Origin of the sequence: Chryseobacterium takakiae, assembly GCF_900129385.1 — a bacterium.
GTDB classification, from domain to species: domain Bacteria; phylum Bacteroidota; class Bacteroidia; order Flavobacteriales; family Weeksellaceae; genus Chryseobacterium; species Chryseobacterium takakiae.
Genome location: NZ_FQVO01000008.1, coordinates 24,848 through 43,914, shown reverse-complemented (window position 1 = coordinate 43,914; position 19,067 = coordinate 24,848). Strand labels below are relative to the sequence as shown.

12 protein-coding genes are annotated in these 19,067 nt (G+C 37.9%); 3 read left to right on the top strand and 9 right to left on the bottom strand.

The genetic code is table 11. The features are described 5' to 3' along the window. Positions 1-4: 4 nt before the first annotated feature. Entirely contained in the window at positions 5-1,771 is a 1,767-nt protein-coding gene (locus tag BUA76_RS11240) for a RagB/SusD family nutrient uptake outer membrane protein (protein WP_072884905.1), read from the top strand. 104 nt (positions 1,772-1,875) lie between these two features. On the opposite strand, the gene msrA is transcribed toward BUA76_RS11240, so the two are convergent. The 9 genes from msrA to BUA76_RS11195 all read right to left on the bottom strand — a co-directional run bounded on the left by msrA (position 1,876) and on the right by BUA76_RS11195 (position 15,466). Continuing rightward, the gene (gene msrA / locus BUA76_RS11235; protein ID WP_228408484.1) at positions 1,876-2,430 is read right to left on the bottom strand and encodes a peptide-methionine (S)-S-oxide reductase MsrA; all 555 of its coding nucleotides are present in this window, start codon (positions 2,428-2,430) and stop codon (positions 1,876-1,878) included. A 390-nt stretch (positions 2,431-2,820) separates the two neighbouring features. Then, on the bottom strand, positions 2,821-3,789 hold the full coding sequence (locus tag BUA76_RS11230) for an ROK family protein (protein WP_072884904.1): 969 nt from the start codon (positions 3,787-3,789) through the stop codon (positions 2,821-2,823). An 85-nt stretch (positions 3,790-3,874) separates the two neighbouring features. Next, on the bottom strand, positions 3,875-5,086 hold the full coding sequence (locus tag BUA76_RS11225; RefSeq protein ID WP_072884903.1) for a PepSY-associated TM helix domain-containing protein: 1,212 nt from the start codon (positions 5,084-5,086) through the stop codon (positions 3,875-3,877). 154 nt (positions 5,087-5,240) lie between these two features. Next, entirely contained in the window at positions 5,241-7,358 is a 2,118-nt protein-coding gene (locus BUA76_RS11220) for a TonB-dependent receptor (protein ID WP_072884902.1), read from the bottom strand. Further along, positions 7,355-8,563, bottom strand: a complete 1,209-nt coding sequence (locus BUA76_RS11215; RefSeq protein ID WP_072884901.1) for a PepSY-associated TM helix domain-containing protein — start codon at positions 8,561-8,563, stop codon at positions 7,355-7,357. Before BUA76_RS11215 ends, BUA76_RS11220 begins: the two co-directional genes overlap by 4 nt. 38 nt (positions 8,564-8,601) lie before the next feature. After that, positions 8,602-10,731: a TonB-dependent siderophore receptor gene (locus BUA76_RS11210; protein ID WP_072884900.1), complete on the bottom strand. Its 2,130-nt coding sequence runs from the start codon at positions 10,729-10,731 to the stop codon at positions 8,602-8,604. Positions 10,732-10,878: 147 nt separating this feature from the next. Further along, a complete protein-coding gene (secA, locus tag BUA76_RS11205) occupies positions 10,879-13,953 on the bottom strand; it encodes a preprotein translocase subunit SecA (protein ID WP_072884899.1) in 3,075 nt (1,024 codons plus the stop codon). 127 nt (positions 13,954-14,080) lie between these two features. Then, complete coding sequence (locus BUA76_RS11200) at positions 14,081-14,302, bottom strand: DUF2795 domain-containing protein (protein WP_002662059.1); 222 nt, start codon at positions 14,300-14,302, stop codon at positions 14,081-14,083. A gap of 141 nt (positions 14,303-14,443) precedes the next feature. After that, positions 14,444-15,466 carry a GDP-mannose 4,6-dehydratase gene (locus BUA76_RS11195; RefSeq protein ID WP_072884898.1) on the bottom strand — a complete coding sequence of 341 codons (1,023 nt, stop codon included), beginning with the start codon at positions 15,464-15,466 and terminating at the stop codon, positions 14,444-14,446. 86 nt (positions 15,467-15,552) lie between these two features. On the opposite strand from BUA76_RS11195, the gene BUA76_RS11190 reads away from it, so the two are divergent. Together BUA76_RS11190 and BUA76_RS11185 are read left to right on the top strand one after the other, a co-directional pair. After that, on the top strand, positions 15,553-16,350 hold the full coding sequence (locus tag BUA76_RS11190; protein WP_072884897.1) for a DUF2797 domain-containing protein: 798 nt from the start codon (positions 15,553-15,555) through the stop codon (positions 16,348-16,350). Between the two features lie 24 nt (positions 16,351-16,374). After that, a complete protein-coding gene (locus BUA76_RS11185) occupies positions 16,375-19,056 on the top strand; it encodes a hypothetical protein (protein WP_072884896.1) in 2,682 nt (893 codons plus the stop codon). The last annotated feature ends 11 nt before the right edge of the window (positions 19,057-19,067 follow it).

Here is a 19,067-nt window from a genome sequence, read left to right as displayed (position 1 = left end):
AATTATGAAATCTAAATTTTTAACAATCAATAAAATCATACTCTCCGTTGCGGTATTGGCTTTAACAGGCTGTACCAATCTGGATGAAAAAGTAATCGATGAAGTACTGGGTGCTGAAGTGGCAGATCCTGAAGCGGCCTTGGCTGCGGCTTACAGCCAGCTTGGAGAAGGAACTTTTGTAGACCACGGAAGCGTTTTTGCTTTGCAGGAATATTCTACGGATGAAGCGCTTTTACCAACAAGAGGAAGCGACTGGGGAGACGGTGGAAAATGGAGAGCAATGCATGAGTTTACCTGGGATGCCAACAGCGACGTGGTAAAAAATACCTGGAACCAGCTGAATTTCGGAATTACAAAATCTTTAACGGCCATCTCAAGTGCCAATAAAAGTACGGGGAGCAACAAAGCATTGTTTTTGGCTGAAGCAAAAGGATTATTAGCGTTTTACACGTATACCACGATTGATTTGTTCGGGCAGGCTCCGTACAGAGATCCTGACAATATCAATGCGCCGATCCAGATCAGAAAAGCTGACACGACCATCGATGAGCTGATTAAAGAAGTGGAAAGTCTTATCCCGAATTTAGCAGATATTAAAACGCAGAATACCCATGCAGGAAGATTCACAAAACAGGCGGCTTACGCTTTATTGGCAGATATGTATCTGAACAGGGCTGTTCTTAAAAATAAAACGGCAAGCTCGTTCAACTTTACGGAACAGGCTGTGAATGGGGGAGGAACGGATATGGATAAAGTAATTCAATATTCCAATTTATTGATTAATAATCCGTTGTTTAGTTTAGAATCCAATTATTTCCACAATTTCGATATCAATAATGACAACAGCAAGGAAATGATCTTCTCGGTTGTTCAAAAGAAATTTGCAGGTTCTGATAAAGGATCTGATAATGACCTTGCTTATATGTCCATGGAAAGAATTCAGAAACCTTCTCCGGATAACAGAGGAACGAACGCATCATGTATAACTCCTGAATTTTATTATTCATGGAACGGAAATCATGATGATCCTCGTTTCCAGAGATCTTATCAGTACGAAGACGGAACATGGTTCAGAAATGACGGAACCGATGTAAGCGTGCCGTCTACAAGCAAAGTGGAAGGAACAGGAAAGCCATGGTTCCATTTCAACAGAGGTTTGCAGGTTGGGCAGCAGTATGGGCCTAAAATTCTTTCAAACGGTAATTTTGATATGACCTCAGACGGAAGAATTAAAGTGTATAAATTATTCACCGAGAAAAATACGACGCTCGCAGCCGATTTCACTCCGGAACTGAATTTTGATAATCCTTCTGAAGCCGTATTTACTCAGGCTCAGATCAACAGAGGAGTACGAAATTTCAAATTTGAATTTGATCCGGGATACGGAAACAACGGTACAAGCGGAATGGACGTTCCTTTGTACAGATTGGGAACCATTTATATGATGAGAGCGGAAGCGTATTTCAGAAGCGGAAATATAACGGCAGCGTTGGCAGATGTTAATAAACTAAGAACCAGCAGAACGAATGATGCTTTAAAGAACAATGCTCCGGGTGTTGCCCTTACTTCTCTTGATGCCAATACATTATTCAGAGAATCCGGGTTTGAGCTTTATTGGGAAATGTACCGAAGAAAGGCGATGATCAGATTCGGAAAATTTGATCTTCCAGGAACGGCAAAACCGGCATCCCAGCCTTACAGAAGAATTTTCCCGATTCCTCAGGCAACGATTGATGCTTCAAAAGATTTTACCCAAAATCCGGGATATTAAGATATTGATAGACTTATCATTAATTATTATTAGAAAAGCGAAGAGATCAATTTCTCTTCGCTTTATTTTTATTGTCTAAACCTTTAAGGCTTGAACTTCTTGTTTTATTCTTCGTTCAGCATTCCCAATTCACCGAAATGCTTTTTGAATTTCTGGATCTTAGGGCCAACTACCGCGCTGCAATAAGGCTGTGTAGGATTTTCATTATAGTATCCTTGATGATACTGTTCTGCGGGCCAGAATTTGTCGAATTTCGTTAATTCCGTTACATAAGTTCCCTGCCATCTTCCGGACTGTTTAGAAGTTTCAATGGCTTGTTCGGCTTTTGCTTTTTCAGCATCGTCTTTATAATAAATTACCGAACGGTACTGGGTACCGATGTCATTTCCCTGTCTGTTAAGCTGTGTAGGATCATGAAGGAAAAAGAAAACATTCATCAATTGTTCATAAGAAATGACAGCCGGATCATACGTGATCTGTACTACTTCTGCATGGCCTGTTTCTCCTGTGCATACTTCTTCATACGTGGGATTGTCTTTATGTCCTCCGGAATATCCTGAAATAGCAGACTGTACGCCTTTCAGCATGTTGAAACAGCTTTCCACGCACCAGAAACATCCGCCTCCGAAAGTAATTTGTTCTAAGTTATTGTTATCCATTCTAAGTTGATTATTGTATTTGAATATTTTTTCTTTAAGGAATAATGGAGAAAAAAAACTAATCAAAAATAAGGAAAACTTTTTCAATTTTTGTGTCATCATCCGATTCAAATCTAAATGATGCTGATAGATCAGACAAATTATTTTGGAAGAAGAGATCCTTTAACCTGCGGAAGCTTTTTAAGCGCAAAGATTATTTAAAAGCATGGTATTTTAAGCGAGCCAAAATTAATCAGCAAGCTGATTGATAAAGCTGATGTTTGCTTAACGTTGCAATTTATTGCTTTTGCCTTCTAAAATCAGCGATATGATAATTCCTCTTTGCGCTAAAATATTTATAAAAAAAGCACCCTTAAAAAGGATGCTCGTATCTATTCAAATAACTTTCAATTATTTCTCCCAAACCAGCGCACTTGCTCCTAAAATAGCAGCATCCGCTTCGTCAAGCTCACTGAAAACCAGCTTCACTTTATTTCTGAAAATAGGAAGTAAATTTCTTTCCATATGAAGTTTTGTAGGTTTTAAAATAAAATCTCCGGCTTTGATAACACCTCCGAAAAGAAGAATGGCTTCAGGAGAAGAAAACATCACAAAATTGGCCAATGCTTCGCCCAATTTCTGCCCGGTGTACCGGAAGACCTCAATGGAAATAGGGTCACCTTTCAATGCGCATTCGTGTACGGTTTTAGAATTTATAGATTCTTCAGGATATTGATTGAGCAGAGACTCAGGAAACTCAGCACGCATTTTTTTTGCGGTAATGGCAATTCCTGTAGCAGAGGCATACGCTTCAAGGCTTCCTTCGGAACCTGTACTCCAGTGTTTTCTTCCGCCGGGTTTTACAATGGTGTGCCCCAATTCTCCGGCAAACCCGTCATGTCCGTAGATCAGTTTTCCTCCGGCAACAATACCGCTTCCTACACCTGTTCCCAGAGTAATCATAATGAAGTCCTTCATTCCTCTGGCTGCTCCGAAAAGCATTTCTCCGATGGCTGCAGCATTGGCATCATTGGTTATGGTACAAGGCAGCCCGAATTTGGCTTTTATCAGCTCCGTAAAGGGCACGATTCCTTTCCACGGAAGGTTTGGGGCCTGCTCAATGGTTCCTTTATAGTAGTTGGCATTTGGAGCTCCCACTCCTATCCCATCAAAATTTTTGTTTTTTCCGTGGCTTTCTATCAGAGGATGAACGGCCTCGTATAAAGCATCGATATATTCTTCTACGGTAGGATAGGCATCGGTCCGGATATTTCCTTTTTCCAAAACTTCACCTCTGTGGTTTACCACTCCAAATTTTGTGTTCGTTCCGCCGATATCAATTCCCAGCGCAACCTGTTTTGACAAATCTACTAATGACATTTCTCTCTTAATAATTCTAAAAGGCTAAAATTATAAAAAAGATATTATTATTAGACGATTAAGCAGCATTTATTTTAAAAAAATATTAAGCTGTTTTTATCTTTCTCTTTTTTCTTCTTCCCCACCAGATCATAAAGCCGGTTACTGGTAATGAGGCACATATGAGGCTTACGATGAAAGCGATAATTTTGGTTGGAAGTCCGAGAATAGATCCTACGTGGATATCATAGTTGGCGCCTACTGCTTTTTCACCGAAATTTTTATCTTTCATATCGTGGGTATGAAGCAATTCTCCGGAGTTTTCATCAAAAATGAGGCTGCTGCTTTTATGATAAGAGTAGGATAAATGTTTTACATAAACTTCAAAATTCGGGTGCTCATGATCGTCCATATGCTCGTGGCCAAGATCAATAGAAAAACCATAAGAATCAGGATATTTTGCTTTAACGGTATTGCTGATTTTATCTAAAGTTCCTTCCGTTCTTAATTCAATCGGAGCTTTTGTTTTAATGGATGAGAAGTCGGGATAAGCTGTTTTACCCCCGGAAAAAATAAAATAAATCGCTGCCTGAACGACAAAGAAAGCATAAAATAATCCTGTTATTGAAAAGATCAGCGCAAAAATGGAGGCATAAAAACCCAGCACATTATGAAGATCATAGTTTTTCCTTTTCCAGCCTTTTACATTCTGCCATCTGAAAGAAAAGCGCTGTTTTCTGGCGGCTTTATTTTTGGGCCACCAAAGAATAATTCCGGAAATCAGCATGATGATGAATATAATCACGGGAATTCCTACCAGATAAGTTCCCCACGATTGTTTGAGAAGATAACTCCAGTGGATCATTTTTACGATCTGGAAAAACCCGTTTTTCTCGTCGTAGGTTCTCAGTACCTTTCCATTGTAAGGGTTAACGTATGCTACTTTATAGATGGGAAATTCGTCAAAATAGTTCCAGCCTTTAGGATCATGCTCATACCAGTAAAAAAGATAAGACATCTTTTTATCAATCGGAATATTTACCCAATGAACCGGATATTTTTCTTTTACCTGCTCTACAACGGCTTTTTCCAGTACACGAATTGGAAGAACTTGTTTTTGGTCTATATTCTGTTCGTTATGGTAAATAACATCTTTTCTTGTAAAATTTTCTATTTCATCCTTGAAGACATACAATGCTCCCGTGATTGAGATAACGAAAATCAGAAAACCAATGCCCAGTCCGAACCACAAATGCAGCTTACCGGTCCATTTCTTAAAAGGGCTTGATTTTTTTTTATGGTGATGCTTTTTCCTCATATTCATCCTTAATTGCGGCAAAGATAAGGTTTAATTTTTATTTAGAATATTTACAATTAAGGATTTTCATCAGGTTTTTAACTAAATCTAAATAAAAACGTTTCACTAATATTTAAAAGTGAAACGCTTTGTTTTAATGTAAATCAGAATCAGATTAAAATTTATATTCAATGATGAATGTGCCCCTCATTCCCGGAGCATTGGTAAAATCACTGTCCCTTGCTGCCCACCATGCAATTGCCGGCTGGTACATTTTGTTAAATAGGTTTTCGATTCCTAATGACAGTTTCCAGTTTTTGTTGAGATCATAGCTGGATTTAAAGTTGAAAATAGTATATGCGGGAACTCTTCCTTCGCCGTACACAAACAGTCCGGTTTTAGCATTAGGCTGAAATCTGTCCTGCTCAAAAGCATAAAGCATATCCATTCCTACGGATATTTTTTCAATGGGTCTTGCCTGAATATAAGCCAAAACTTTAGGCGCGGAAATTCTACTGTTATTAATTTTGGTAGAGTAGTCTCCATCATCTTTAGGAGAAGTTATGCCTTCCATCCAGCTATAGCTTCCTCCAAAATTGATCCATCTTGTTGGAGAAAAATGTAGGAATCCTTCCACGCCATATACAACTTCAGGAGCTCTCTGAATGGTCAACGCACGATCCGGACTTTGAATGAAAGTTGCCCCCAGTTTTGAAGTGCTTACATAAGAAGTGAGTTCATAATTGAGCCATTTTGTAATTTGTCCTGTTGCTCCCAATTCATAATTGTTGACGATAATGGGTTTTGTTTCAAGATTATTGATGGTTTCCGAAGTTGAGGTTCTTAAAATTCTTCCTAATTCATTAATGGAATAGGACTGTGAGAAACTCCCGAAAATATTGATTGCCGGGTTGATATTGTAACGAACTCCTACGTTTCCTACCAATGCATTGTATTCAAGATCTCCGCCTTTTACAAAAATACTTTGGGTGAAGGTTCCGTCATTTTTAATGGTTGACAGGGTATTGAAATCGCCGACTTTTACTTGAATGTTTTCATAACGAAGCCCTCCTTTAATGGTTAATTTTTTCATGAGATCAATTTTAATCAACATAAAAGGAGCAATATTCGTCATATTCATATCCGGTGTCCAGTAACGGCCGTCTTCCAGTTTCTGAACCGTCTGGTCATTCAGAACATCAATACCGTAAATCATTTCCGCCTGGGAATGAATTGCGTTCCAGAGTTGGGTGTCAAAATTGGCTCTTGCGCCGTATTTTTTTGAAATGACATTCGATTGTCCGCCATTGAAGAAAGTGTCACTGTATCCGTACACTGTTCTGAAATCCTGAAGATATAGATTTACGTTTAGTGAAGTTCCCTGCCAGATTTTTTTATTGTCATAGCTCAGTTTCACGTTGTGATTTCTGGGTGTTCCCTGCGGTGTGGTTTCCAGTCCTTTTCCCTGGCCTTCTCCAATGGTTGGAATAAATCCGTATTTTCCGGTTTTAAGACCTAAATTAAGATCCGATTTTGAGGCATATCCGATATAAGAGGCTTCAATCCTGTTATTCTCGTTAAAATTGTATCCCAGTTTCAGCATTCCGTTGTAATTATCCATTTTCGCGGTGCTGTAAGTTGGACTAAGGTTTATCCCTTCTGCATCTTTCATGTAGCCGGTTCTTTCATAAGCGAAGGAAGCCACATAATCAAAGTTTTTGGTAATTTTTCCGGATAAAAGCTGGCTTGCCCTGAATCCTAATGTTCCACCATAAGGCTGACCTGTAATACCAGCCTGCGAAATTCCTGAGACTTTCTTATCTCCGTTGTTTTTTCTCGTAATGTAATTGATAATACCGCCGTCTGCACCGTTTCCATAGATGGATGAAGCGCCTTTAATCACTTCGATTCTTTCAATAACGGAAGGGTCAATGACTCTAAGATCTCGTGCGCCGTTACGAAGCGGTGTAGATTGCGGAATACCGTCAATCAGCACCAAAACCTGGCGTCCTCTTAAGGTTTGTCCAGTGTTGGAAGTCTGTCCGGAACTCGTTGCCAAACTCGGAACTGTGTATTGTAGAATGCTTGTAATATCAGAATTTACCGTTAATTGTGACTGGATCTGCTTTTGATTAACAATTGTTACAGACCCCGGAATTTCCTTAATGCTTTCCTTTTTCCTTGAAGCGGTCATGACAACTTCATCTACATCTTTTACCTGTACGGTATCGTTCTGCTGTGCGAAAATCGTTGCAGAGGCTAATGCAGCAACTGCCAGAATGGTCTTTTTCATGATATTTTTCTAATTCCTTTTTTCTTTTTTTTAGCCAGCCATATTAAAAATCCGGTGACGGGAAGCGAAGTGCATATCAAACCGGTGATAAACCAGATAATTTTCCCTAAGATACCGAAGTATGATCCGGTATGGATGTCATAATTGGCATTGGCGTATTTTTCGGCGTTGGTTAATTGCTGATGAGGTTTATTCATCAATAGTTTTCCTGAATATTTGTCAAAAACAACCTGGCTCCGGATGGCAAATCTTCCGTTTTCTCCGTAGACGGTAACCGGAATGTTTTTTAGCGCTTTTCCTTTTTTATTTTTTCCGTTCAGCGGAATTCTGAAGCTTGATGAAGAAGCGTATAACTTTTTCGTCTCTTCTGCAGTAAGATCGTAAACAGATCTGTTGACAGATGATAACGTGCCGTGAGACTTAATTTCTTTTTCTTTGGGAAGTTCTGCTGATCCGGATAATGAAAAGTTGATAGCATTTTTAACCCACGGAAAAGAAAAGTAAATACCGGATAAACTTAATATCAAAGCAACGAATGAAGCATAAAATCCTAAAATATTGTGGAGATCATAGTTCTTTCTTTTCCATGTGGTAATATCTTTCCAGTTGAATCGGAACCGACCTTTTCTTGCTGCTTTATTTTTAGGCCACCAAAGAATGATTCCTGTAATGAGCATGATGATAAAGAGTACAACAGGGATTCCCACAACATATTTGCCCCAGTCTGCTTTTAGTAATAAACTCCAGTGTATGGATTTCAGGATTGGAAATATGTCGTATTTTTCATTGTAAACACCCAGAATCTCACCGTTATATGGATTTACATATACCAGTTTATTGATCTTTACCTCATCAAAATAATTCCATGCATTTTTATATTTTTCGTAGTATAAAAATTCGTAAGATTTGTTTTTATCTAAAGGAATTTCAACAGAACTGACCGGAAACTTTTCATTGAGTTCCAGAGAAACTTTTTCCTTCAGAACTTCAATAGAAAGTGGTTGATGCGTAATTGTTTCAGCTTTTACATAAATAACATCTTTTCTAAGCACATCCTGAATTTCATCCTTAAAAACATACAGGGTTCCCGACAGCGAAACAATGAAAACAATAATCCCAACGGACAAGCCCAACCATAAGTGCAGTTTGTCAGACCATTTTTTTATAAATGAAGGTTTCTTTTTATGATGATGTTTCTTCCTCATAATAAAAGTTAACCCTCGATGGGGTTAACTTTAAATTTTTAGAATCTGTAACTTAAGCTTAATGATACGGTTCTTAATCGTTGTGGTGTTACTGTGGACCAGCCTGAGAAATATTTTTTATTGGCAATATTATCCAGCTTCAGAATTACACTATATTTATCTTCATTATATGAAAGGGCAGCATTGAAAACTGCATAACTCGGGATAGCGAATGTTCCTATTGAAGCCCTGTTTAAAGTATAATGCTCACTGGCAGAATTGGCTCCGAAACCAATTCCTACATTTCTTAGCGCTCCTTCCTGTATTTTATAGTTTGCCCAGAAATTGAAAAGATTTTTAGGGCCTGCTTCTTCCGGACGGTATCCAACATAAGTAGGGTCTCCCACTGTAACTTCACTGTCATTGTGGCTAAATCCGGCAATAATATTCAGGCCATTAACAGGACTTCCAACAGCGCTTACTTCGAAACCTTTACTTTCCACTTCTCCTCCCTGGATACTGTTTTGGGCATTCGCAGGATCCGGCATTACTTTGTCCTTAACTTTAATATTGTAATAACTTGCCGTAATTGATAATTTATCTTTAACCAAGCTTGCTTTTGTCCCAACTTCCCACTGATTGGCATGTTCGGGATCGAAATAAGCAAAATACTTGCTTCCGTCTGAAGCTACATTCTGAACGGGTTCAACATTTTGGAAGCCATTCATGTAATTGGCGAAAATTGATAATTTATCCTGAATAGGCTGGTATACCAATCCTAATTTTGGAGAGAAAGTAGTTGTTGCTTTTGACTCTTCAACGGCATATGCGGTTGGGTTTCCTGTAAAATGGTCAACCCTTGCGCTAAGCATCGCAGATAAGTTAGGAAGAATATATACAACATCTGAAATATAAGCACTGTATATTTTTGTTTCCATGGTACCGATTGCATTTTGGGTGGATGCCAATGCAGTGTTGACCGCAGCCTGGTTTAATTCTCCAGCCTTAGTATCTGTCTGGTTAACTAAAGAAACCGTTCCGAATCCTGCCCATCCTGTACCGCCTAATAAGAATTGTCTTTGGAAATAATCTAAACCAAATAAAAGCTTATTCTTAACTTTTCCGATATTGAAGTTTCCAACGAAATTTTGCTGGATTCCTGTTGTGTTGGTTTCTCCACCTAATTTTGAAATGTATCTTGTGAATTCGTCACCATTTGCAGAATCCCATAAGTATTGGTTGTATCCGTCCGTTTTTGTATTTCCTCTTGAAACAATGGTTTGGGAAGTCCAATTATCTGAAATTTTGTAATTGGCCTGCGCCTGGATGTTAAACGTTGTATTTTTAATACTTAAATCATTGCTTGTATATGACTTTTTATAGTTCTGTTCAAACAAATCAATTGAATTAAATGAAAGTGGGCTGTATCTGCTTAAAAAGATCATTGGAGCATTTACAGCGTCTGATTTCTTTATTTCAGTATTTACTGTAAATGTCAACCGGTCATTGACAATGTATTTTACTGAAGGTGCTACATAAATTGATTCATAGGAACCTGCATCCTGAAAAGAATTCTGTTTTTGATAGGCCGCATTTATCCTTGCATATAAATTTTTTCCAATGGGAGTATTGACATCTGCTGTAACTCTGTTTAAACCATATCCTCCTAATACATATCCAATTTCACCTCCTAAATAATTGTATGGTCTTTTGGTAACAACATTTAATAAACCTCCGTAAGAGATCACGCTTCCTCCGTATAATGTCCCGGAAGGTCCTTTTATGGCTTCTATTGTTTCAATTCCAGCCGGATCAATAGTTCCATTATTAAATGAAGGCATTCCGTTTAGCAATGTTGGCTGTAAAGAAAAACCTCTCATGGTATAATATTCTCCACCATCATTGCCTCTCCCTGTGGATTCCCATAGTCTTGCTATACCTGTTACGTTTTTTAAAGCATCATTAATATTGGTTGCAACCTGTTCCTTAATGACATTTTTATTTACGGTATTGTATACCTGTGGATTTTCAATGTCTTTTAGAGGCATTTTATTAGCCGATTCACTGTTTTTGGTAATATAACCCGTTACAATAACCTCGTCAATATTATTCGACTTAATCGTATCGTTTTCCTGGGCAAAAGTTAGCATAGAACCTAACAGCGAAGCGCAGATCAGTACATTTTTCATGAAACTCAAATTTTTTGCAAATATATTGTTTTTAATTATTCTAAATAAATAATCGAGTTGATATTTATCATAATATTAATATACAGCAAATAATAAAAGCCGCTCCATGCAATTCTGAAGCGGCTTTTGTATATTAAATTATTTTTCTTAAGCTGGAATTTCTCCTTTGTATAAGAATGAAATAATTTCTTTATTTAATTTGTCGATCATTTCACTGAATAAGTGGAAAGATTCTTGCTTGTAGATTACCAGCGGATCTTTCTGCTCATAAACAGCACCCTGGGAAGATCTTCTTAAATCATCCATCTCACGAAGGTGAAGCTTCCAGTTTTCATCAATGATTGATAAAGTAATATTTTTCTCAAAATCGTTGATCAAGCTGTCGCATTGCGTTTCGTAAGCTTCTTTAAGATCGGTAACAATGGTCATTGTTTTGTGGCCATCTGTGAAAGGAACCTGAATCATTTTGAACATTGACCCCTGATTTTGATATACATTTTCAATAATCGGGAAAGATTTTTCTTTCAGTAAATTCAATTTCATCTGATAATCTTCCTGAGCAGCTTTGAAAAGGATATTGGTTAAATCCTGAATGCTTTTGCTCTTGAAATCATTTTCGGAAACAGGAGATTCCATCGTGAATGTTTTGATGATCTCGTATTCGAAATCTTTATAGCTACCTGAAGCTTTACCTTTAGCAACGATGGAGTTGGCAACATCAAAAATCATATTCGTGATATCGTACTTCAGGTGATCTCCGAATAATGCATTCTTTCTTCTCTTGTAGATTACATCACGCTGTTTGTTCATTACGTCATCGTATTCAAGAAGTCTCTTTCTTGTCCCGAAGTTGTTTTCTTCTACTTTTTTCTGCGCTCTTTCGATAGATTTAGAGATCATTGAATGCTGAATCACTTCACCTTCTTTGTGACCCATTCTGTCCATCATTTTAGCAATTCTTTCAGAGCCGAAAAGACGCATTAAGTTATCTTCAAGAGATACATAGAACTGTGAACTTCCCGGGTCTCCCTGACGTCCCGCTCTACCTCTCAGCTGTCTGTCAACACGTCTTGAATCATGTCTTTCCGTACCGATAATCGCCAAACCTCCTGCTTCTTTTACTTCTTTAGTCAGCTTAATATCCGTACCACGTCCGGCCATGTTTGTAGCAATGGTTACCACGCCCGGCTGTCCAGCTCCTGCAACAATCTCTGCCTCCTTTTTGTGAAGTTTCGCATTCAATACCTGATGCGGGATTTTTCTCAATTGGAGTGCTTTTGATAATAACTGAGAAATCTCAACCGAAGTTGTACCAACCAACACTGGTCTTCCGGCAGCAGTAAGTTTTTCAATTTCTTCAATGACGGCATTGTATTTTTCACGGTTGGTTTTGTAAACCAGATCCTGTTTATCATGTCTTAAAATCGGACGGTTGGTAGGAATTACCACAACGTCTAATTTATAAATTTCCCAAAGCTCACCTGCTTCCGTTTCAGCAGTACCCGTCATCCCCGCAAGCTTGTTGTACATACGGAAATAGTTCTGAAGGGTAATGGTGGCAAACGTTTGTGTAGCCGCTTCGATTTTTACGTTTTCTTTTGCTTCGATCGCCTGGTGAAGACCATCTGAATAACGTCTTCCTTCCATGATACGGCCAGTCTGCTCATCAACGATTTTTACCTCACCGTCAATTACCACATATTCATCATCTTTTTCAAATAAGGTATAGGCTTTAAGCAATTGGCTCATTGTGTGAACCCTTTCGGATTTTTCGGCAAATTCGGAGAATAATTTTTCTTTAGCCTCGAACTCTTCTTCTTTTGAAAGATTTTTAGCTTCCAGCTCTGCGATTTCCGTTCCTATATCAGGAAGAACGAAGAAATTAGGATCAGAGTTACCCTGCGACATGTACTCAACACCTTTGTCAGTAAGATCTACCTGATTGTTCTTTTCCTCGATTACGAAATATAAATCTTTATCTACAATCGGCATATCACGGTTGTTGTCCTGCATATATTGTGCTTCCACTTTCTGAAGCAATGCGCGGTTTCCGCTTTCTGATAAAAATTTAATTAATTGTCTGCTTTTAGGAAGTCCTCTGTAAGCCTGAAGCAATTTGAATCCTCCTTCTTTAGTATTTCCTGCAGCTATTAGTTTCTTCGCTTCATTAAAAATGGCAGAAACGGTTTTTTTCTGAACTTCAACAATTCTGTCGATAGACGGTTTCAGCACATCAAATTCCTGTCTGTCTCCCTGAGGAACGGGACCGGAGATAATGAGCGGCGTTCTTGCGTCATCTACCAATACGGAGTCAACCTCATCGACAATGGCAAAGTTCAGTTCTCTTTGTACAAGCTCTGAAGGAGAAGTTACCATGTTATCTCTCAGGTAATCGAATCCGAATTCGTTATTGGTACCGTAAGTAATATCGGAATTGTAGGCTTTTCTTCTTCCGTCTGAATTCGGCTGATGATTGTCGATACAGTCGATTGACATTCCGTGGAATTGGTACAGTGGTCCCATCCAGGCCGAGTCTCTTTTGGCAAGATAATCGTTTACTGTTACCACATGAACTCCTCTTCCCGGAAGTGCGTTTAAGAAAATAGGAAGTGTTCCTACTAAGGTTTTACCTTCCCCGGTTGCCATTTCGGCAATTTTACCGCTGTGAAGAATTACCCCTCCGATAAACTGTACATCATAGTGTACCATATCCCAGTTTACCTGAGTTCCGGCAGCATTCCATGAGTTTTTCCAAACCGCCTGATCTCCCTGGATTTCAAGGAAATCTTTACCTGTTGCAGCCAGTTGTCTGTCCCAGTCGGTTGCAGTTACACGGATTTCTCCGTTTTGTGCCCATCTTCTTGCTGTTTCTTTTACTAAAGCAAAAGCTTCAGGAAGAATCTGGCTGAGGACTTTTTCCTCAATGTCGTATGATTCCTTTTTTAGAGCCTCAATTTTTGAAAAAAGCGCTTCTTTTTCGTCAACGTTTTTCGAATTTTTTATCTGCTCTTGTATCTGTTCTATCTGAGCTGTGATTTTGCCGGTTGCAGATTTAATGCTCTCTTTAAATTCAGCAGTTTTTTCTCTCAGGCCATCGTCAGACAACTGTTGAATAGTAGGCTCAACAGCTTTGATTTTTGTTACAACTTTTTTTACTTCTTTTAGGTCCTGCGCTTTTTTGTCTCCCAAAAACCCTTTAAGAACTTTGTTTAAAAAACTCATAAATTTTTTGCTTTATGCCTAAAGCGTATGCTTTAAGCGTTTTAAATAACACGCTTTTCGTGTAAAATTGATGTATAAAAAAGGGCAAAAAAGCTCTAAGCGATGCCTAAAGCCTGATTGCTTTTAATTAATATTCGTCTTCGTTCCAAAGGAAGTCTTCATCGGTAGGATAATCACTCCAAACTTCTTCAATAGATTCGTAAATCTCTCCTTCATCTTCAATTGCCTGAAGGTTTTCCACTACTTCCATAGGTGCACCAGTTCTGATTGCGTAATCAATAAGCTCTGCTTTTGTCATTGGCCAAGGTGCGTCACTTAAATATGAGGCTAATTCTAATGTCCAGTACATAATTTTCTAATTTTTTTGCAAAAGTATAAAAATAGCTTATATTATATGCTTTTTTACACCTGATTTTCAATTCTTTTTATTAATTTTTGTTCATGGTGAATCACAAACCTTTGTTCTGGTGTGATGTCAGCCTGTTTGCAGTCATTTTCTCAAAAACCATTCCACAAAAATTTTTATGCCATTTTGGAAGTTGGTGTCAGGTTTATAGCCGATTAATGTCATAGCTTTTGTAATATCTGCGTTGGTTTTCAGTACATCTCCGGGCTGCATTGGCAGATTTTTTCGGATGGCAGATTTTCCTAAAGTCTGTTCTATAGCAGACAGCATTTCATTAAGAGTAATCACTTCACTTTCGCCGAGATTAATAATTTCATAGATATCGGAATGGGTTTCTAAATAATGAACTGACTTCAATATTCCGTCAATAATATCATCAATGAAAGTATAATCTCTTGCTGTTGTACCATCACCGTAGAAAGGGACTTCCTGATCTTCTGAGATTAATTTTGTGAATTTATGAATGGCAAGATCCGGTCTTTGTCTGGGGCCATACACCGTGAAAAAACGCAGCTGGATCATGTCGATTTTATATAAATCATGATACACGTGACCTAAGATTTCACCGCATTTTTTAGTTGCTGCATAGGGAGAAATAGGATTGTCTACATTGTCGGTTTCAGCGAAGGGAATTTTTTCATTGTTTCCGTATACGCTTGATGAAGAAGCAGCAACAACTTTTTTAACCTTAAATTCTTTGCAGAGTTCCCAGAGGTTCATGGTTCCGCGGATATTCACTTCTTCGTATTCCAAAGGTCTTTCGAGGGAAGGACGTACCCCGGCAAGAGCTGCAAGATGGATTACCATGTCGATAGAATGCTCCCGGAAGATTTTTTCAAGTCCTTCCTTATCACGGATGTCCTGGTAATATAAGGTGTATCGTTCTGATTTCGTCATGGAAATCAGTCTTGCAATATCCTCCTGCTTTTCCACAAACTCAAAATCCGAAAAATTCTGTATTGAATCTAAAGTATTCTTAATTTTTATCTGATAATTGTAAAAATCATCAAAATTGTCAATGTTTATGACAGAATGTCCCTTTTTTAATAATTGTTCTACCAGATGAGAACCAATGAATCCGCTTCCGCCTGTTACAAGATAGACCATTTGTGACTTTTTATTGGAGCAAAAATATAAATTTATTTTTTGAAAATATAATCATTACTTTTACTTTATAAAGTAATATACACAATATGCAGTTTCAGGGACAAATTTTAAAAATGACGAGCTTCAATGATGAGCCTATTCAGTATTATCTAAATCTTTCCGGTGATCTTATTCATATGAATGAATTATTCGGGAAAGAATTAACGATAAAGCATACGGGTTTTCAATGTGTGAACTGCCAGGAAAATAAACCGATTTACAGAATGGGTTTCTGCAAAAACTGTTTTTTTGAAAGTCCTTATGCAAGCGATACAATCATCCGTCCAGAACTTTCCACAGCACATCTCGGAATTGCGGAACGGGATTTGGAGATAGAAAAGGGAATTCAGCTTCAGCCTCATACGGTGTATCTTGCTTATACGGGAGAAGTAAAGGTGGGCGTGACAAGAAATACGCAGATTCCTACAAGATGGATTGATCAGGGCGCGACTTTTGCTCTGCCTATTGCGAGAACCGAGAATCGGTATGAAGCAGGGATGATTGAAGTTGCTCTCAAACAGCATGTTCCTGATAAAACCAGCTGGAAAAAAATGCTCCAGGATGACCTGGAAGATGATATTGACCTGGCAGATTTCCAGCAGAAAATAAAAGAATATTTTCCTGATGATTTCCAGAAATTTTACAGTGAAGGCGAAACGCTCTGGAGATTTGATTATCCTTTCGAAAAGCCTGAAAAAGTAACATCCTTTACGCTTGATAAAAGACCGGAATTTACCGGAAAGCTTACCGGTATAAAAGGACAGTATCTCGGTTTTGATGGGGGAGAGTTCATGAATGTAAGAGGCCATGAAGGGTATTTTATAGAGCTCAATGTCAGGAGCTGATTTAAATAAGCAAAATATGTAAACATGAAAAAGTGGGTAAAAAAGCTATTGGTTGGTCTGGGAGTTTTGTTGGTGATCATTTTATTGGCGAACTTCGGACTTAACATCTGGCTTAAGACTCAACTTCCCAATTACATTAAAAACAATACCGATTATAAGGTTTCCTATAAAAGTCTTGAAGTAGATTTGCTTTCGGGAAATATTCTTGCGACGGAAATATCTGTCAATAATAAAAATCCCCAAAACAATAACGTAATAGGGCTTCAAGGCACCATTGATACACTTAAAATAAGCCGTTTCGGGATTTATGATGCGGTATTCAATAAGCAGATCAGTTCATCTGATCTTTTACTTTCAAAACCAAATCTCAACGTAATTCTCGCAAAACCGGTTGATGATAAAACCGGGAAAAAGAGAAACCCCGTAAAATTTGAGAATATTAGGATCAATGATGGGAATATCAGTATTTTCAAACATACCAAACAAAAATTTCTTTCAGTTCAGGATCTTGATCTGTATGTGGAAAATCTTCAGCTTACCGAAGAATCTGTGGAAGATAAACTTCCCGTTGTTTTTGATACATATGATATTAAAGGAAAGAATTTCTTCGTTCGTCCCGATGATGTGTATGCACTCAAGATAGACTCTATTAAAACATCAGACGGGCAAATGACGATTAACAATTTTCAGCTCGTTCCCGTACTGGATTTTGAGCAGTTTAAAAAATATTATCCTAAAAAAAATAAGCTTTTCCAGTTTGCCATTAAAAAAATGGAGTTCAAAGATCTTGTTTTGAAAAAGAATAAGCTATCTCTTGCCAATGCAAGTTTTTATGAACCCAATCTCCTGGTTTATACTACTGATGTTATTCCTATTAAGGTAAAGAAGCCTTCCGACTTTGAGATGAACCTGGAAAATATAAAAATGAGCAATGCTACCGTACAGATAATGAAACCTGATGGTAATAAGCTTTTATATGCTAAACATCTTAACGTTGACGTTAATCAGCTTAGATTTGACAAAGAAACAAGAGAAGAGCTCATTCCTGTAGGATATAAAAATTTCCAGGTTTCCGGAAGAGATGTATTGTTTTCCAACCACCAGGATTTTAAATTTGGAAGTATTGTTATAAATCCTAGAAAAGGTGAAATAAAAAATATTTCTGTTATTCCGAATGAGAGTGCTCCTGAGAAGACCTCAATGAATCTTGTAACGGATTATGTCCGTTTTACGATTAATAAATGGGATTTTACGGATAAAAAGATGAATCTTGATATCAATGAAATTCTGATGAGCCGTGTCAAAGGAAAAATCACCGCAGGAACAGGAAAGTCTTTGAATCATAAAAAACCGGATTTCAAAGGAATTCAGTTTCCAATAATCATCAGAAAAGTTGCGTTACAAAATTCAAATATTATTTATTCTAAAAATAATCAGCCGCTTAGTTTTGAGGATCTGAATGCTACGGTTAATGATATTCAATTAATTACCAAAAAAGATAATTCCGGAATTGAAGCAAAAATAAACAAATACAGCATTTCAACTAAAAATTTCGGTTATAGGACCAAGTTCTATAATATGACCGCCGGATCTTTAAAGCTTAATCAAAATACGGTAAATGTAAATTCATTTGTAATGAAGCCTTTGGTATCAAGAGCTCAGTTTATCAGAATGATCCCTGTAGAAAGCGATTTATATGATATTAAAGCGAGTCAGATCACGGCAAACGGGACCTGGGATCTGTTTTCTGATCAGAAGCTCATACGCGCTTCTAATGTTATGATCCATAATGCAGATGCCAATATTTTCAGGAGTAAAATTCCGGAAGATGATCCGAAGGAAAAGCCATTATATTCAAGAATGCTGAGATCCATAAAAATCCCGATGGTTGTTAATAATCTTAACCTTAAAGATTCTAAATTAGTCTACGAAGAAGATACGCCTGAAAGTGCCGGCCCCGGTAAATTGACCTTCAGTAATTTTAGTATGAATGTTAAAAATTTAAATTCTGCCAAAATCAAAGGAAATCCAACCCGGGTTGATATTAAAATCAACTGTTCTTTTATGAATCTGGCGCCGCTTGCGGTAAACTGGAATTTTGATGTTGCAGACCAGAACGACCGTTTTGCGATTTCGGGGCGAACAACCAATCTTCCGGCTACAGGAATCAACCCGTTTATCAGACCTTACCTTCACGTTACGGCTACCGGAACTATTCAGGAAATGCTTTTTAATTTCAGGGGAAATCCCAAAGGACTGAACGGGAAATTCAATCTTAAACATAAAGATCTTAAAGTAACCATTCTGGATAAAGACAATCGTGAGAAAAAAGGTTTTCTTACAGCGGTTGCCAACCTGTTGGTGAAATCTGATTCCGGAAAGCTTCCGGAAGACGTGGATGTGGAAGATGTGGAAAGAGATCCTACCAAATCATTTTTCAATCTTTTCTGGAAAGGAATTGAGCAGGGACTAAAGAAAACATTAATAGGAATCAATATTGACAAGGCCAAGAAAACGGTTGATAAAACGGCTGCAACTGTAAAAAATGTAAAACAGGATGTGAAAGAGATGAAAGCGTCTGCCAAAGAAGTTGGACAAGCTTTGAAGAAGAATCCCGAAACAGAAAAGGTAAAAGAAAATGATAAACAAAAGAAAGGCTTTCTAAAAGGAGTCTTGCGGAAAAAAGAAAAATCCGAAACTGAATAGTTCCGGACTTT

Coding starts and splice junctions, on each gene's coding strand:
- BUA76_RS11240 (WP_072884905.1), top strand. CDS start 5: ATGAAATCTAAATTTTTAACAATCAATAAAATCATACTCTCCGTTGCG.
- msrA (WP_228408484.1), bottom strand. CDS start 2,430: ATGGATAACAATAACTTAGAACAAATTACTTTCGGAGGCGGATGTTTC.
- BUA76_RS11230 (WP_072884904.1), bottom strand. CDS start 3,789: ATGTCATTAGTAGATTTGTCAAAACAGGTTGCGCTGGGAATTGATATC.
- BUA76_RS11225 (WP_072884903.1), bottom strand. CDS start 5,086: ATGAGGAAAAAGCATCACCATAAAAAAAAATCAAGCCCTTTTAAGAAA.
- BUA76_RS11220 (WP_072884902.1), bottom strand. CDS start 7,358: ATGAAAAAGACCATTCTGGCAGTTGCTGCATTAGCCTCTGCAACGATT.
- BUA76_RS11215 (WP_072884901.1), bottom strand. CDS start 8,563: ATGAGGAAGAAACATCATCATAAAAAGAAACCTTCATTTATAAAAAAA.
- BUA76_RS11210 (WP_072884900.1), bottom strand. CDS start 10,731: ATGAAAAATGTACTGATCTGCGCTTCGCTGTTAGGTTCTATGCTAACT.
- secA (WP_072884899.1), bottom strand. CDS start 13,953: ATGAGTTTTTTAAACAAAGTTCTTAAAGGGTTTTTGGGAGACAAAAAA.
- BUA76_RS11200 (WP_002662059.1), bottom strand. CDS start 14,302: ATGTACTGGACATTAGAATTAGCCTCATATTTAAGTGACGCACCTTGG.
- BUA76_RS11195 (WP_072884898.1), bottom strand. CDS start 15,466: ATGGTCTATCTTGTAACAGGCGGAAGCGGATTCATTGGTTCTCATCTG.
- BUA76_RS11190 (WP_072884897.1), top strand. CDS start 15,553: ATGCAGTTTCAGGGACAAATTTTAAAAATGACGAGCTTCAATGATGAG.
- BUA76_RS11185 (WP_072884896.1), top strand. CDS start 16,375: ATGAAAAAGTGGGTAAAAAAGCTATTGGTTGGTCTGGGAGTTTTGTTG.